The organism is Prauserella muralis, from assembly GCF_003202285.1.
Classification (GTDB): Bacteria; Actinomycetota; Actinomycetes; order Mycobacteriales; family Pseudonocardiaceae; genus Prauserella_B; species Prauserella_B muralis.
In genome coordinates this window covers 1,882,535-1,896,661 of sequence record NZ_MASW01000001.1, presented here as the reverse complement: position 1 = coordinate 1,896,661, position 14,127 = coordinate 1,882,535, and the positions used below count along the sequence as shown (strand labels likewise).

Genomic DNA, 14,127 nt, shown 5'->3' with positions numbered 1-14,127 from the left:
GGCCGTCCGTGCCGTCAGCAGCCGCAGCCGTCCCTGCCGGATCCTTTCGAACCAGCACAGGAGTACGCCATGCAGCGGATGCTCTTCAACCTCAAGTTCTGGGCGCTGGCCGCCGCGGTGACGTGGATCGTCGTCGTGATCGCCGTCATCACCGTCAATCCGGACTACGCGCTGGGCACGCAGTAACGCCGTACCCTGGGCCCATGCCCAGGGCACTGGTGGTCGCCGACGAGGTCGACGAACGGCTGTGGACCGACTGCGTCCACGGCCACGCGGTGGACGTCGTGCTCGCCGCGGGCGACCTGCCCTTCGACTACCTCGAGTTCCTGGCGGGCTCGCTCGACCGTCCGCTGGTGTTCGTGCCCGGCAACCACGATCCCGACCTCACCGGCTTCACGCGGTACCGCGGGCTGTCGCTGCGGGGTGGCATCCCGACCGCCTGGCCCGGCCCCGACGGCGGCGTCAACGCCGACGGCCGCGTGGTGGAGCTGGCGGGCCTGCGGATCGCCGGGCTCGGCGGGTCGGTGCGCTACAGCACTGGACCGAACCAGTGGACGCAGCGCCAGCAGGCCCGCCGCGCCCGCCGCCTCGTGCGCCGGGCGCGGCGCCGTCCGGTGGACGTGCTGCTCACGCACTCCCCGCCGCGCGGCGTCGGCGACCGTGACGACCCGCCCCACCACGGTTTCGACTGCCTGCACCGGACGGTCCGGCAGCTGCGGCCGCGCTGGCTGCTGCACGGCCACATCCACCCGCACGGCGAACGGCCTGCCGAGCACCGGCTCGACGGCACGCTCGTCCGCAACGTCGTGGGCGCACACGTGCTCGACCTCGGCGAGCACCCCGTCCGTGCGGACCCGAGCAGGCCCGGCGGCCCCCGGAGCGGCCGGTGAACACGCGGGACACGGGGTTTCCGAGGGCCGACGCCGAACACGACTTCCTGCGCGCCCGCAGGCGGCAGGTGCTGTCGCGGCTGTCGAACTGGCTGCGCCGCGAACCCGACGACGTCAACATCATGCTGCCGTTCGCCGAGGTGGTCGAGGCGCTCGGCTGGGAGGGCGAGCGGCGGGTCGGTCTGCGCGTGATCCGGCTGGACTCGATCGTCGGCAGCGTCGACCGCGGCCGTGACTTCGACCGCCGGTTCCGGCCGACGTCGGGGCGGGTGCGGCAGCGCTGGGAACGGCTGGCGCTGGCCAGCAGGCGTGGCGAGGCGATCCCGCCGATCGAGGTGTACCGGGTGGGCGAGCTGCACTTCGTCATCGACGGCCACCACCGGGTGTCGGTGGCCCACGCGCTCGGCCTCACCAGTATCGAGGCCTCCGTCACCGAGGTGCGCACCAAGCTCGATCCGAGCGGCATCCGCTACCGCGGCGACCTGATCATCAAGGACTACCGCAGGTTGTTCCTGGAGCGGGTGCCGCTCACCGGGCAGGCGCGGGCTTCGGTGGTCGTCAGCGACCCCTGGGACTACGCGCAGCTCGGCGAGCACGTCGAGGCGTGGGGCTTCCGGCTCATGCAGGACGAGGGCGTCTTCCACGACCGGGCCACGATCGCCAAGCAGTGGTACGAGACGGAGTACGTGCCCGTGGTGCGGATGCTGCGCCAGGCCGATCTCGTCGGAGACCGCACCGAGGCGGAGGCCTACATGTGGGTGGCCAGCGAGCGGTACCGGCTGATCCGCACCCATCGCTGGGACGACGACGTGATGGAGGCCCTGCGCTCGCGCAGGGAGTGAGCCGCTACGGCGAAGGGGCCCGGTAGGCCCGGCGGCGCAGCCCGCGCCGCTCGATCGCGTCCGGGTGGTGCCTGGCGAGGACGACGATGCCGGTGACCGCGATCGCGCCGCACACCGCGAGCGTGGTGACGAACTCGGCGGTGATGCCGCCCGCCTCGCCGAGCACGGCGAACCCGATGGCCGTGGCCACGGCCGGGTTCACCATCGTCTGCGCGCCCACCACCACGTCCGGCGGGCCTGCCGCGTAGCCCAGCTGGATCAGCCACGACCCGGTCAGGAAGGCCACGACGAGCCCGGCCAGCGACACCACGGGCAGCTGCGAGACGCCCTCGACGCGCACGGTGTAGGTGACGTCGCGCACCAGCACCGCCACCAGCCCGTAGGCCGCGCCCGCCGCCATGGCCAGCGCCACGCACCGCAGCACGCCCCTGCCCAGTGCGGCGAGCAGGCACAGCAGCGCGACGCCGAGCCCGACGGCCTGGCCCGCCACGAACACCGAGGCCGGGGTGACCTCCCGCTCGGTGACCTCGCCCGCGGTGCGGGCGACGAACACCGCGATCGCGGCCGTCGTCGCGGCGACGGCGACCCAGCCCGCGACGTCGAGCTCGCGGGCATTGAGCAGGGCCACCATGGGCAGGGCCAGCACGACGATCGGGGCCACCACCGTCACGGGCGCGAACGTCAGCGCCAGCACCTGCAGCACCGCGCACGCGAACAGCACGCCGAACCCGCGCAGCCACTGCGGGTTGCGCACGAGCCTGCCGAGCTTGCGCAGCGTCAGGCCGCTCTCGGTGGTCTCGGCGCGCACGCCGCGGTGCTGCCACTGGGCTCCGACGGCGCTGCACGCCGCCCCCAGCACCGCGAACGTGACGGCGAGTCCGATCATGGTGCCGCCAGGGTGTGGTCACGCTGCCGCCCGGACCGCACGGCCGCCCACGAGACCCGTAGCAGGCGGGCAGCCAGCACCAGCAGCATCGCCAGCTCCAGGGTGAACAGCGCCCGCTGGATCAGCCCGGAGATCGCGCGCCAGTCGAGCGCGCCGGGGAACTGCCACCACGGCAGCAGGTCGGGCAGCCGCGCGGCGAGATAGCCGAGGGCGAGCACCACCGCACCGAGCGCGAGCGCCCGCAGCACCCGGGCGGTGCGGGCCCACGGCGGCTGGGTGGCCAGCACCCGGGCCAGTGCCAGGCCGGCGAGGGGCAGGGTGCCGAACAGCGAGGCACCGGCGAACTGGTGGATCCACCCGCTGGCCGTCTCGATGCGCGGCGAGTTGTCGGTCGGGAACAGCACGCACAGCACGAGCGCCACGCACCAGGCACCGAACAGCACGGTGGCGCGGGCGCCGACGCGCACGCGCAGCTGCGCCAGTCCGGCGAGGATCGTCGCCGTGGCGCACGCGACGGCGAGCAGGGCGGCGTCGAACAGCTCGGCGCCGCGTTCCACGAAAACGTAGTAGCTGACCGCGCGCGACAGCGGGTCGATCTCGTCGGCGAAGTGGACGTTGAGGTAGGTCATCGTCAGCGCCGAGCGCACCAGCGTCAGCAGCGCCAGGACGGACAGCACGCAGGCCAGTACGGAAAAGCCGCCCACCCAGCGGGCTCTTCGTTCGCTCACTCCACTCGCGGTCACCGCTCGCCCCCTTGTCGCGAGTCCCCAAGCAGGTCAACGCCGAGATCGTCGCACCTGTTCCCTGAGAGTTCGCTGATCCACGCGGGGCGGGACCGGGTGAGGGCCCCGGGGCGGCGCGGCCCCGGGGCCCTTCCGCGTCAGCCGGAGTAGGTGAGGTTGCGGCCCGAGGACGGGTCGAACAGCTGGATGCGGTCGGCGTCGAACCACACCTGCAGCTGCTGGCCCTCCCTCGCCTCCGAGCTGGCCGAGAGCCGGGTCACGATCGTGGACCCGCCGCCGGGCACGTCGGTCGCGCCCGCGTCGGCGGCCAGCTCCTGCAGCTCGGCGGTGGTCGCCAGCTCCTCCTCCACGGTGAAGTAGGCGTACTTCTCCGCGCCCATCGACTCCAGCACGTCCACCGGTGCGGTGAACGTCGCGCCGCTCGCACGGTGGGTCTCCTCGACCAGTGCCGCGTCCTCGAAGTGCTCGGGACGGATACCGGCGACCACCTCGCGCGGCGCGTCGGCCGCCTCGGCGAGCCTGCGGACCCGGTCGGTGAGCGTGATCGTGCCCAGCGGGCTCTTGAGCACGCCCTCCTCGAGCGTCGCCGGGACGAAGTTCATCGACGGCGAGCCGATGAACCCGGCCACGAACAGGTTCGCCGGATGGTCGTAGAGGAACTGCGGCGATCCGATCTGCTGGACGATGCCACCGCGCAGCACCACGACGCGGTCGCCGAGGGTCATCGCCTCGGTCTGGTCGTGCGTGACGTACACCGTGGTGGTGCCGAGCTGCTTCTGCAGCTTCGACACCGAGGTGCGCATCTGGCCGCGCAGCTTGGCGTCCAGGTTGGACAGTGGCTCGTCCATCAGGAACGCCTTGGGGCTGCGCACGATCGCCCTGCCCATCGCCACCCGCTGCCGCTGGCCACCGGAGAGGTTGGACGGCCTGCGGTCGAGGTGCTGGGTGAGGTCGAGGATCTCGGCGGCCTCCTCCACCTTCTGCTTCACGGTGGCGTCGTCGACCTTCGCCAGCCGCAGCGGGAACGCCATGTTCTCCCGCACGCTCATGTGCGGGTACAGCGCGTAGGACTGGAACACCATCGCGATGTCGCGGTCCTTCGGCGCCTTCTCGTTGGCGCGCTGGCCGTCGATGCGCAGCTCGCCGGAGCTGATGTCCTCCAGCCCGGCGATCATGTTCAGCGCGGTGGACTTGCCGCAGCCCGAGGGGCCGACGAGGATCACGAACTCGCCGTCCGCGATCTCGATGTCCATGTCTGACACGGCGAGCGCGCCGTCCGGGTACCGCTTGGTCACCTTGTCGAGAACGATCTCGGCCATCTGACTTACCCCTTCACCGCACCGGAGGTCAGCCCCGCGACGATGCGGCGCTGGAAGAACAACACGAACAGGACGATGGGAACGGTGATCACCACGGCCGCCGCGGAGATCGTCCCGGTCGGGTCCTCGAACTGCGAGGTACCCGTGAAGAACGACAGCGCGGCGGGCACCGTCCGGGACGCCTCGGTGGACGTCAGCGAGATGGCGAACACGAAGTCGTTCCAGCAGAAGATGAACACCAGAATGGCCGTGGTGAACACGCCGGGTGCGGCCAGCGGGGCGATCACCCGCCAGAACGCCTGGCCGGGCGTGGCACCGTCCATCTTCGCTGCCTTCTCCAGCTCCCATGGGATCTCGCGGAAGAACGCCGACAGGGTGTAGATCGCCAGCGGCAGCGCGAACGTGATGTAGGGCAGGATCAGGCCCGGCCACGTGTCGAAGAGGCCGAGCGCGCTCTCGATGTTGAATAGCGGGGTCACGAGAGAGATCTGCGGGAACATCGCGATCAGCAGCGACACCCCGATCAGCGCCTTCTTGCCGGGGAAGTCGAGCCGGGCGATGGCGTAGGCGGCCATCATGCCCAGCACCACGGCGATCAGCGTCGCGATGGTGGCGATGCCCAGCGAGTTGATCAGCGGCCGGATGAACTCGTTGGTCGCGAAGATGTCGGCGTAGTTCTGCAGCGTCCACTCGCGCGGGATGAAGTTCCCGTCGGCGAGCGTCTCCTTCGTCTTGAACGACAGCGAGGCGATCCACAGCACGGGGAACAGCGCGTACACCACGACGACGACATCGATCAGCGCCCACCTGGCCTTGCGGCCGGTCGTGACAGCCATCAGCGCTTCCCTCCCTGATCACTGCCCGGCGCCGCGGTGCCGAACACCTTGATGAACACGAACGCGATGAGCGCGACGGTGATGAAGATCAGCACCGACATGGTCGAGCCGATGCCGAGGTTGAGCCCCTTGATGAGGTTGTTGTAGGTCTGCATCGACACCGACGACGTGTCGTTGGCTCCCTTCGTGAGCACGAAGATGTTGTCGAAGATGCGGAAGGCGTCGAGCGTGCGGAACAGCAGCGCGACGAGGATCGCCGGCTTCATCACCGGCACCATGACCTTCGTGAACCGCTGCCAGGCGTTGGCGCCGTCCATCGACGCCGCCTTGAGCAGGTCGTCCGGCACGAGCGCCAGCCCGGCCATCAGCAGCAGGGCCATGAACGGCGTCGTCTTCCACACCTCGGCGAGGATGATGATCCACAACGAAGGCCACTGCTCGGTGAGCGGCGCGCCGTCGCCCGCCAGCGCGTTGGCCAGGTAGCCGGTCTCCGGGGTCCAGGCGTAGAACCAGGAGAACGCCGCCACCACCGTGACGATGCCGTACGGCACGAGGGTCACGGTGCGCACGAGCCCGCGCCCGACGAGCGTGCGGTGCATGATGAGCGCGAGCGCCATACCGAGCACCAGCTCGATCGCGACTGACACGACGGTGAGGAACATCGTGGTGCCGAACGCGGTCCACCAGTAGGAGTTCGACAGCACGGCCACGTAGTTGTCGAGCCCGACGAACTGCCGCTCCGCGGGGAACCGCAGGTCGTAGCGCTGCAGCGACAGCCAGATCGAGTAGGCGATCGGGTAGCCGGTCACGGCGAGCATCACGATGGCCGCGGGCGCGCACAGCAGCAGGCCAAGGCGCCGTTCGGCCTTCTTGCCCTCGGAGAGCGCGGCCTTGCCCCCGCGGGGTTCGGTGGTGGCCGGGGCTTCCGTCACTGTCTGGCTCATGGGATCACGCCCTTCGAGTCGAGCGCGTCGGTGAGCTGGTTGCGCAGCTCGTCCGCCGTGCGCTGCGGATCGATCTCCGACGGCGGAGAGAGGATCTTCGACATCACGGTGGACAGGTTCTGGTAGGCCGGGGTCAGCGGGCGCACCGCCGCGTCCTTCAGCTCAGCCAGGATCGTGTCCTTCATCGGGTACTCGGTGGCCATGCTCGGGTTGTCCTCGGGATCGGCCGGCTTGCTCGGGTCGAGCGGCGTCTCGTCGGTGTAGACCGACTCGACGGTCGGGGGCACGCCGTCGTTGAGCGCGGAGAACTTCTGGTTCTCGGCGCTGCGCAGGCACAGCGCCGCCTCGAACGCCTCGGGCTTCTGCCGCGACGCGGAGCTGACGGCGAGGTTGTAGCCACCGATGGTGCTGCGGCCGGAGTCCGGGGAACCCACACCCGGGTAGGGCGCCCACTTGAAGTGCTGCAGGCTGTCCGGCTGTTCGGCCGCCCACGAGGCGTAGACGAACGGCCAGTTCAGCTCGAAGGCGCCGCGCCCGCTCTGCATGGCCTGCCGGACCTGGTCCTCCTGCTGGTTGGTCAGCGAGGGGTCGGTGAGACCGGAGGTGGTGACCTCCTTGAGGATCTCCAGCGCCCGCACGGCGCCGTCGTCCATGACGACCGACTGGCCGTCCTCGGAGAGGATGCGCCCGCCCGCCGACTCCACGATGGAGTTGAACGTGACCACGAGACCCTCGTACTGGGCGCCGGTGAACAGGATCTGGTACGGCTCGCCCTGCTGCTTGAGCTCGCGGGACATCCGCATCATCTCGTCCCACGTGCGCGGGGGCTCCGGCGTGATCCGGTCGTCGTACCAGAGCAGCCGCACGTTGGTGTTCTTCGGAGCGGCGTAGAGCTTGCCGTCCCACCTGGCGGTCTCCAGGGGCCCCGGCAGCACGTCGCGTTCGGCTGCCTCCTTGTTCGCCCCTGTCCACTCCTCGATCCAGCCCGCCTCGGCGAACTCGGGTACCCACGTGACGTCGAGGCCGAGGACGTCCATCGTCTCGTCGCCCGCGGCGAGCCTGCGGACCATCTGCTCACGCTGCCCGTCGGCGTCCCGGGGCAGTTTGTTGTAGACGATCCGGTATTCGCCGTCGGCCTGCTCGTTGCATCTGTCGACGACGGTCTGGAAGTTGTCCTCCGGCGCGTAGTAGACGTTGATCTGCTTGCCGCCCTCGGCACCGCACGCCGTGAGCGTTCCCGCGCCCACGATCGCCGCGCCGAGCACTGCGGCGCTCTTTCGCATCAGGTCTCCCTCCCACCACGCACGCCAGGGTGCGGGTCCGGTGAGGACACCTGCACCTCGTCGTGCACGAAAGAACCACAGGCACGCCTCGCAGGCGCACCCGTGACACGGTGTGAGAAACCTATGCCTGCCGTTGTGCCGGTGCAAGCACAATCAGTAACGATTCAGCGGCCGGAGCCGGATCGGCGTCGTGCCGCGGTCAGCCGTTGGTGCCCATGGCGAGCTTGGCGAGCAGGTCGCGGCCCTGTTCGGCGCTGCGGGGCTGGCAGAGCACGTCGTAGCGGCCCGCGACGAGCTGGCTCGCCGACGAGAAGTCCCGCCTGCCCCGGGTGGAGGCGTAGCTCATGGCCGCGAACACGACCCCGAAGAGCACACCGGCGGCGAGCCCGACCAGCACGGGTGCGTACGACATGCCCTGGGCGCTGGAGAACATGCCCAGCAGCAGGCCGACGAACAGGCCGAACCACGCGCCGGAGAGGGCCCCGGTGCCCAGCACCTTGCCCCACGAGAGCCGCCCGATCACGCGCTCGACGAGCATCAGGTCGACGCCGACGATGGTGACGTCCTGGACCCTGAAGTCGTTGTCGGCCAGATAGTCGACCGCACGCTGTGCCTCCTCGTACGTGCCGTACGAGCCGATCGGCCAGCCCGAGGGCGGCGTCGGCAGCCGGGGCAAACCGGGCGCCTGCCGTCCCTGCGAGAATGGAGCCGTCACCGTCATCACCTGAGCCTCGCTGTCCTGCGTGGTGTGCCTCTCACCAGCGCTGTACCCATCTTCCCATCCTGCAATACCAGATGGAGCGGCCCGTGGGGCCTCGAAGGCCCGGACGGCACCCGTTCGCGAGCCCTGCCGCAGCAAGCTCCCCAATGTGGCATTCGTGCCACTCAACTTCCCCAATGCGGCATTCGTTCCACTCAACGTAACCAATGCCGCATTGGGGAGCTCGGTGCCGGATGCGGGAGGGCGGCGAGGGGCGGCGGCGGGTCAGCCCTTCAGCTTGTAGTCGCGCAGCAGGCCCCTGCTGATGATGGTCTTCTGGATCTCGCTGGTGCCCTCTCCGATGAGCAGGAACGGCGCCTCGCGCATGAGCCGCTCGATCTCGTACTCCTTGGAGTAGCCGTAGCCGCCGTGGATGCGGAACGCCTCCTGGGTGACCTCGGCGCAGTACTCGCTGGCGATGAGCTTGGCCATCCCGGCCTCGACGTCGTTGCGGGCGCCCGCGTCCTTGAGCCGCGCGGCGTTGACCATCATCAGATGCGCAGCCTCGACCTTCGTGGCCATTTCGGCGAGCTTGAACGCGATGGCCTGGTGCTCGGCGATCGGCTTGCCGAACGTCGTGCGCTGCTGCGCGTACTCGACGGCCAGCTCGAACGCCCGGATCGCGATGCCACAGGCCCGCGCCGCGACGTTGACCCGGCCCACCTCGATGCCGTCCATCATGTGGGCGAAGCCCTTGCCGGGCGCTCCGCCGAGCACCGCGTCGGCGCCGATGCGGAAGCCGTCGAACACGGCCTCGGTGGTGTCGACCCCCTTGTAGCCCATCTTGTCGATCTTGCCGGGGATGGTCAGGCCCGGCGCGACCTCGCCATAGCCCTCCGGCTTCTCCACCAGCAACGTCGTGAGGTTCTGATGCGGCTTGTCGGCGCCCTCGTCGGTGCGCACGAGCAGCGCGATCAGGTTGGAGGTGCCACCGTTGGTCAGCCACATCTTGGCGCCGTCCACCACGTAGTCCTCGCCGTCACGCGCGGCCTTGGTCTTGATGGCCGCCACGTCCGAGCCCAGGTCCGGCTCCGACATCGAGAAGGCGCCACGGACCTCGCCGGTGGCCATGCGCGGCAGGAAGTGCTGCTTCTGCTCCGTCGTCCCGTGCCGCGAGATCATGTGCGCCACGATGAAGTGGGTGTTGATGACCCCGGACACGCTCATCCAGCCGCGCGCGATCTCCTCCACCACCAGCGCGTAGGTGAGCAGCGACTCGCCCAGCCCGCCGAACTCCTCGGGGATGGTGAGGCCGAACAGGCCCATCTCCTTCATGCCCTCGACGATGTCGGCCGGGTAGGTGTCGGCGTGCTCCAGCTCCTGGGCGTGCGGGATGATCTCCTTGTCCACGAAGGTGCGCACGGTCGACAGGATCTCCGTCTGCACGTCGGTCAACCCGGCGGTCTGGGCGAGGCGGGCCATGCGTCAATCCCCTTCGTGAGTCGGCGCCGGCACCGGGCAACGGAGGCTCTGCCGACGTGGCTACCGAGGAGTATGACCGGTGACGGCCTCGTCCGCCGAGGGTCCGTGGGCAGCGCCACGCTCCGCCCCGTTCGAGTCGTTCCGGGTCTGTTCCGGCACCGGCGGCGCGGCGGCGCCCGCAGCGGGGACCGCCGTCCCGGACGCGGTGGCCTTGTCGAGGAAGCGCAGCAGCTCCACCGGGAACGGCAGTACCAGCGTCGAGTTCTTCTCCGCCGCCACCTCCACCACGGTCTCCAGCAGCCGCAGTTGCAGCGCCGAGGGCGTGTCGGCCATCTTCGCGGCCGCCGCGGCGAGCTTCTCGGACGCCTGCAGCTCACCGTCGGCGGCGATCACGCGCCCGCGCCGCTCGCGCTCGGCCTCGGCCTGCCGCGACATCGCGCGCTTCATCGCCTCGGGCAGGGCGACGTCCTTGATCTCGACCCGGTCGATGTGGATGCCCCAGCCGAGCGCCGGGCTGTCGATCATCAGCTCGAGGCCCTCGTTGAGCCGTTCCCGGTTCGACAGCAGGTCGTCCAGCGCGCTCTCGCCGATGATGCGGCGCAGGCTGGCCTGCGCGACCTGCAGCATCGCGAACCGGTAGTTCTCCACGCCGACGATCGCCTGCACCGGGTCGATGACCTTGAAGTAGACGACCGCGTCGACCCGCACGGTGACGTTGTCGCGCGTGATGCCGTCCTGCGCGGGCACCGGCAGGGTCACGATCTGCAGGTTCACCTTCGTCATCCGGTCGACGCCGGGAACGATCAGCGTCAGGCCCGGTTCCCGTGGCGCGCGATGCACGCGGCCGAAGCGGAACACGAGGCCTCGTTCGTACTGTTTGACGACCCGGACGCTGGCGGCGAGGCCGACGGCGCCCAGCGCGAGCACGGTGCTCAGGATCTCTACCAGCATGGTCGGCTCCCGGGGTTGCGAGTCCCCTCTGTGCCGGATCGTACTCCCGGGCGATGGCGCGCTGAACCTGCTGAAATGGGGTCGTTGTGATCATTCCACCGGTGTTCGCGCGGCGGATCGCCGAGCGCGAAGGGGCCGAAGGCGCGGCCTGGGCCGCGGGCTGACTCCCGGCACGCCCGGCGGGCGCACACCGTGTCCGGCGCGCATCGCGGGCCCGACTTCCCTACTGTGGTGCCATGGCCGCCGTGAACCGGGTCTTCGCAGCTCAGCTAGCCCGACTGCCCGTATTCGGCCCGGACGGCGAGTCGATCGGCAAGGTGCGCGACCTCGTCGCCGGGCTGCGGCTGGACCAGCAGCCGCCCCGGGTGCTGGGCCTGGTGGTGGAACTGGCGACCCGGCGTCGCGTGTTCGTGCCCATGCTGCGGGTCACGGCCATCGAGCCGAACGCGGTGACGCTGGCCACCGGTTCGGTGAACATGCGCCGCTTCCACCAGCGCCCGAACGAGGTGCTGGTGCTGGGCCAGCTGTTCGACGCGCGCGCCTCGCTCGCCTCGACCGGAGCGCGGGTGACCGTCGTCGACGCCGCGATGGAGCCCACCCGCACCCGCGACTGGGTGCTCGCCAAGCTCGCCATCCGCGAGCGCGGCGGCCCCTTCGGCCTCGGCAGGCGCCGCTCCGCGCTGCGCGTGGTGCCGTGGGGCGAGATCACCGGCCTCGGGCTGTCCGATCTCACAGGACAGGTGCAGGGTGCCGGGCAGCTGCTCATGCTGTTCGACACGATGCGCGCGGTCGACGTCGCTGCCACCCTGCGTGACCTGCCGCTCAAGCGCAGGCACGAGGTGGCCGACGCGATGGACGACGAGCGGCTCGCCGACGTGCTGGAGGAGCTGCCGGAGGACGACCAGAAGGAGCTGGTGGCCTACCTCGCCGACGAGCGTGCCGCCGACATCCTCGAGGCGATGAACCCCGACGACGCCGCCGACCTGCTCTCCGAGCTCAACCCCGCCGAGCAGAGCCGCCTGCTGGAGCTGATGCATCCCGACGAGTCGGGGCCGGTGCGGCGGCTGCTGGAGTACTCCTCCGACACGGCGGGCGGGCTGATGACGCCGGAGCCGGTGGTGCTCACCCCGGACGCGACCGTGGCCGAGGCGCTGGCCCACATCCGCAACCCCGACCTGCCGCCGGCGCTGGCGAGCATGGTGTTCGTGTGCAGGCCGCCCTCGGCCACGCCCACCGGGCGCTACGTCGGCTGCGTGCACTTCCAGCGGTTGCTGCGCGATCCGCCCGCCGAGCTGGTGGCGGCGGCCGCCGACACCGACCTGCCCACGCTCAGCCCCTCGGCCTCGCTGACGGAGGTCACCCGCTACTTCGCCGCCTACAACCTGGCGTGCGCTCCGGTGGTGGACGCCGAGGACCACCTGCTCGGGGCGGTGACCGTGGACGACGTGCTCGACCACCTGCTGCCCGAGGGCTGGCGCGAGACCGGCCTGCACGACGTGGGCGATCTGGGAGCCGAGCCGCCCGCGCGGGCGCGAACCGAGGAGGCCGACCATGCCTGAGCTGATCGCCCGCCGCCGTCTCGACCAGCCGCGGCAGCCGAGGCGGTTCGCGCTGAACCTGGACCCGGAGGCGTTCGGCAGGGTGTCCGAGCGGCTGGCCCGCTTCCTCGGCACCGGCAAGTACCTGTTCTGGCAGACGCTGCTGGTGATCCTCTGGATCACGCTGAACCTGACGGCCGTGACGCTGCGCTGGGACCCCTACCCGTTCATCCTGCTCAACCTGGCGTTCTCCACGCAGGCCGCCTATGCCGCGCCGCTCATCCTGCTGGCCCAGAACCGGCAGGACGACCGCGACCGGGTCTCGCTGGAGGAGGACCGGATGCGCGCGACGCAGACGAAGGCGGACACGGAGTACCTGGCCAGGGAGCTGGCGGCGCTGCGGCTCGCCATCGGGGAGGTCGCCACGCGCGACTACCTGCGGACCGAGCTGGACAAGTTACGCGAAGACCTGGAAACCCGGCCACGTAGCATGAGGAGAGCAACCGCATCCGCCAGCGACAGAAGGTCGGTGCCCGAGCAGTGACCACCACGCAACAGACCCCCAGTGTCGAGGACGTGCGCGCCGCGCTGGGCGGCGTCCAGGACCCGGAGATCCACAAGCCGATCACCGAACTCGGCATGGTGAAGGACATCACCATCGGCGACGACGGTGTGGTGACCGTCGCCATCTACCTCACCGTGGCGGGCTGCCCGCTCAAGGAGACCATCACCCGCGACACGACCGGCGCCGTGTCGAAGCTGCCCGGCGTCACCGACGTGCGGGTCGAGCTGGACGTGATGAGCGACGAGCAGCGCACCGAGCTGCGGCAGAAGCTGCGGGGCAACGCCGAGGAGCCGGTGATCCCGTTCGCCCAGCCGGGCTCGATGACGCGCGTGTACTGCGTGGCCTCCGGCAAGGGCGGCGTCGGCAAGTCCAGCGTCACCGTCAACCTCGCGGTCGCGATGGCCGAGCGGGGCCTTTCGGTGGGCGTCGTCGACGCCGACATCTACGGCCATTCCGTGCCGCGCATGCTGGGTTCCGGCGAGGCGCCCACCAAGGTCGAGAAGATGATCATGCCGCCGCAGGCCCACGGCGTGAAGGTGATCTCGATCGGCATGTTCACGCCGGGCAACACCCCGGTGGTGTGGCGGGGACCGATGCTGCACCGCGCGCTGCAGCAGTTCCTCGCCGACGTGTTCTGGGGCGACCTGGACGTCCTGCTGCTCGACCTGCCGCCGGGCACCGGCGACATCGCGATCTCGGTGGCGCAGCTCATCCCCAACGCCGAGATCCTCGTGGTCACCACGCCGCAGCAGGCGGCGGCCGAGGTCGCCGAGCGGGCGGGCGCGATCGCGCTGCAGACCCGGCAGCGGGTGGCCGGCGTCATCGAGAACATGTCGTGGTTCGAGGCACCCGACGGCTCGCGGATGGAGATCTTCGGCTCCGGCGGCGGGCAGACGGTGGCCGACTCGCTGTCCAAGTCGGTGGGTGCCGAGGTGCCGCTGCTCGGCCAGGTTCCGCTCGACCCGCGCCTGCGCGAGCAGGGTGACGCGGGCACGCCGTTGGTGCTCACCGAGCCGGACGCCGCAGCGTCGCAGGTGCTCAAGGCCGCCGCCGAGAAGCTGTCGGTCCGCGCGCGCGGGCTCGCGGGGATGATGCTGAACGTGACCCCGGCGGGCCGCTGACCTGCACTGATCGGATCACCAGGGCCG

14 protein-coding genes are annotated in these 14,127 nt (G+C 70.4%); 5 read left to right on the top strand and 9 right to left on the bottom strand.

Going from position 1 to position 14,127, the window contains the following annotated elements; translation table 11 throughout:
- Nucleotides 1–203 precede the first annotated feature (203 nt).
- Nucleotides 204–890, top strand: a complete 687-nt coding sequence (locus tag BAY60_RS10125; protein ID WP_112280469.1) for a metallophosphoesterase family protein — start codon at nucleotides 204–206, stop codon at nucleotides 888–890.
- Nucleotides 887–1,732, top strand: coding sequence for a ParB N-terminal domain-containing protein (locus BAY60_RS10120; RefSeq protein ID WP_112280468.1), 846 nt, complete (start codon nucleotides 887–889; stop codon nucleotides 1,730–1,732). Before BAY60_RS10125 ends, BAY60_RS10120 begins: the two co-directional genes overlap by 4 nt.
- Nucleotides 1,733–1,736: 4 nt before the next feature.
- Here BAY60_RS10120 and BAY60_RS10115 read toward each other — a convergent pair whose 3' ends face one another.
- The 9 genes from BAY60_RS10115 to BAY60_RS10075 form a co-directional block, all read right to left on the bottom strand.
- The gene (locus BAY60_RS10115; protein ID WP_112280467.1) at nucleotides 1,737–2,618 is read right to left on the bottom strand and encodes a DMT family transporter; all 882 of its coding nucleotides are present in this window, start codon (nucleotides 2,616–2,618) and stop codon (nucleotides 1,737–1,739) included.
- Complete coding sequence (locus BAY60_RS10110) at nucleotides 2,615–3,361, bottom strand: DUF998 domain-containing protein (protein ID WP_112280466.1); 747 nt, start codon at nucleotides 3,359–3,361, stop codon at nucleotides 2,615–2,617. Before BAY60_RS10110 ends, BAY60_RS10115 begins: the two co-directional genes overlap by 4 nt.
- Before the next feature lie 137 nt (nucleotides 3,362–3,498).
- Nucleotides 3,499–4,680 carry an ABC transporter ATP-binding protein gene (locus BAY60_RS10105; protein ID WP_112280465.1) on the bottom strand — a complete coding sequence of 394 codons (1,182 nt, stop codon included), beginning with the start codon at nucleotides 4,678–4,680 and terminating at the stop codon, nucleotides 3,499–3,501.
- A 5-nt stretch (nucleotides 4,681–4,685) separates the two neighbouring features.
- Entirely contained in the window at nucleotides 4,686–5,516 is an 831-nt protein-coding gene (locus BAY60_RS10100) for a carbohydrate ABC transporter permease (protein WP_112280464.1), read from the bottom strand.
- Nucleotides 5,516–6,460: a carbohydrate ABC transporter permease gene (locus tag BAY60_RS10095; RefSeq protein ID WP_112280463.1), complete on the bottom strand. Its 945-nt coding sequence runs from the start codon at nucleotides 6,458–6,460 to the stop codon at nucleotides 5,516–5,518. Before BAY60_RS10095 ends, BAY60_RS10100 begins: the two co-directional genes overlap by 1 nt.
- Complete coding sequence (locus BAY60_RS10090) at nucleotides 6,457–7,743, bottom strand: ABC transporter substrate-binding protein (protein ID WP_112280462.1); 1,287 nt, start codon at nucleotides 7,741–7,743, stop codon at nucleotides 6,457–6,459. The genes BAY60_RS10095 and BAY60_RS10090 overlap by 4 nt, the downstream gene beginning before the upstream one ends.
- Nucleotides 7,744–7,942: 199 nt before the next feature.
- Nucleotides 7,943–8,464 (bottom strand): general stress protein, encoded by a 522-nt coding sequence (locus BAY60_RS10085; RefSeq protein ID WP_112280461.1) that lies wholly within the window; start codon nucleotides 8,462–8,464, stop codon nucleotides 7,943–7,945.
- A gap of 264 nt (nucleotides 8,465–8,728) precedes the next feature.
- Complete coding sequence (locus BAY60_RS10080; protein ID WP_112280460.1) at nucleotides 8,729–9,925, bottom strand: acyl-CoA dehydrogenase family protein; 1,197 nt, start codon at nucleotides 9,923–9,925, stop codon at nucleotides 8,729–8,731.
- Nucleotides 9,926–9,985: 60 nt separating this feature from the next.
- A complete protein-coding gene (locus BAY60_RS10075; RefSeq protein ID WP_112280459.1) occupies nucleotides 9,986–10,876 on the bottom strand; it encodes a slipin family protein in 891 nt (296 codons plus the stop codon).
- Between the two features lie 236 nt (nucleotides 10,877–11,112).
- On the opposite strand from BAY60_RS10075, the gene BAY60_RS10070 reads away from it, so the two are divergent.
- The 3 genes from BAY60_RS10070 to BAY60_RS10060 are packed head-to-tail and all read left to right on the top strand — an operon-like array spanning nucleotide 11,113 to nucleotide 14,100.
- The gene (locus BAY60_RS10070) at nucleotides 11,113–12,435 is read left to right on the top strand and encodes a magnesium transporter MgtE N-terminal domain-containing protein (protein ID WP_112280458.1); all 1,323 of its coding nucleotides are present in this window, start codon (nucleotides 11,113–11,115) and stop codon (nucleotides 12,433–12,435) included.
- Complete coding sequence (locus BAY60_RS10065; RefSeq protein WP_112280457.1) at nucleotides 12,428–12,958, top strand: DUF1003 domain-containing protein; 531 nt, start codon at nucleotides 12,428–12,430, stop codon at nucleotides 12,956–12,958. The genes BAY60_RS10070 and BAY60_RS10065 overlap by 8 nt, the downstream gene beginning before the upstream one ends.
- The gene (locus BAY60_RS10060; RefSeq protein ID WP_112280456.1) at nucleotides 12,955–14,100 is read left to right on the top strand and encodes an Mrp/NBP35 family ATP-binding protein; all 1,146 of its coding nucleotides are present in this window, start codon (nucleotides 12,955–12,957) and stop codon (nucleotides 14,098–14,100) included. Before BAY60_RS10065 ends, BAY60_RS10060 begins: the two co-directional genes overlap by 4 nt.
- Nucleotides 14,101–14,127: the final 27 nt, after the last annotated feature.

Excerpts from the sequence above, each read along its gene's own strand:
- BAY60_RS10070 (WP_112280458.1), top strand. The coding sequence starts at position 11,113 with ATGGCCGCCGTGAACCGGGTCTTCGCAGCTCAGCTAGCCCGACTGCCC.
- BAY60_RS10105 (WP_112280465.1), bottom strand. The coding sequence starts at position 4,680 with ATGGCCGAGATCGTTCTCGACAAGGTGACCAAGCGGTACCCGGACGGC.
- BAY60_RS10100 (WP_112280464.1), bottom strand. The coding sequence starts at position 5,516 with ATGGCTGTCACGACCGGCCGCAAGGCCAGGTGGGCGCTGATCGATGTC.
- BAY60_RS10125 (WP_112280469.1), top strand. The coding sequence starts at position 204 with ATGCCCAGGGCACTGGTGGTCGCCGACGAGGTCGACGAACGGCTGTGG.
- BAY60_RS10075 (WP_112280459.1), bottom strand. The coding sequence starts at position 10,876 with ATGCTGGTAGAGATCCTGAGCACCGTGCTCGCGCTGGGCGCCGTCGGC.
- BAY60_RS10065 (WP_112280457.1), top strand. The coding sequence starts at position 12,428 with ATGCCTGAGCTGATCGCCCGCCGCCGTCTCGACCAGCCGCGGCAGCCG.
- BAY60_RS10090 (WP_112280462.1), bottom strand. The coding sequence starts at position 7,743 with ATGCGAAAGAGCGCCGCAGTGCTCGGCGCGGCGATCGTGGGCGCGGGA.
- BAY60_RS10080 (WP_112280460.1), bottom strand. The coding sequence starts at position 9,925 with ATGGCCCGCCTCGCCCAGACCGCCGGGTTGACCGACGTGCAGACGGAG.
- BAY60_RS10095 (WP_112280463.1), bottom strand. The coding sequence starts at position 6,460 with ATGAGCCAGACAGTGACGGAAGCCCCGGCCACCACCGAACCCCGCGGG.
- BAY60_RS10085 (WP_112280461.1), bottom strand. The coding sequence starts at position 8,464 with ATGACGGTGACGGCTCCATTCTCGCAGGGACGGCAGGCGCCCGGTTTG.
- BAY60_RS10115 (WP_112280467.1), bottom strand. The coding sequence starts at position 2,618 with ATGATCGGACTCGCCGTCACGTTCGCGGTGCTGGGGGCGGCGTGCAGC.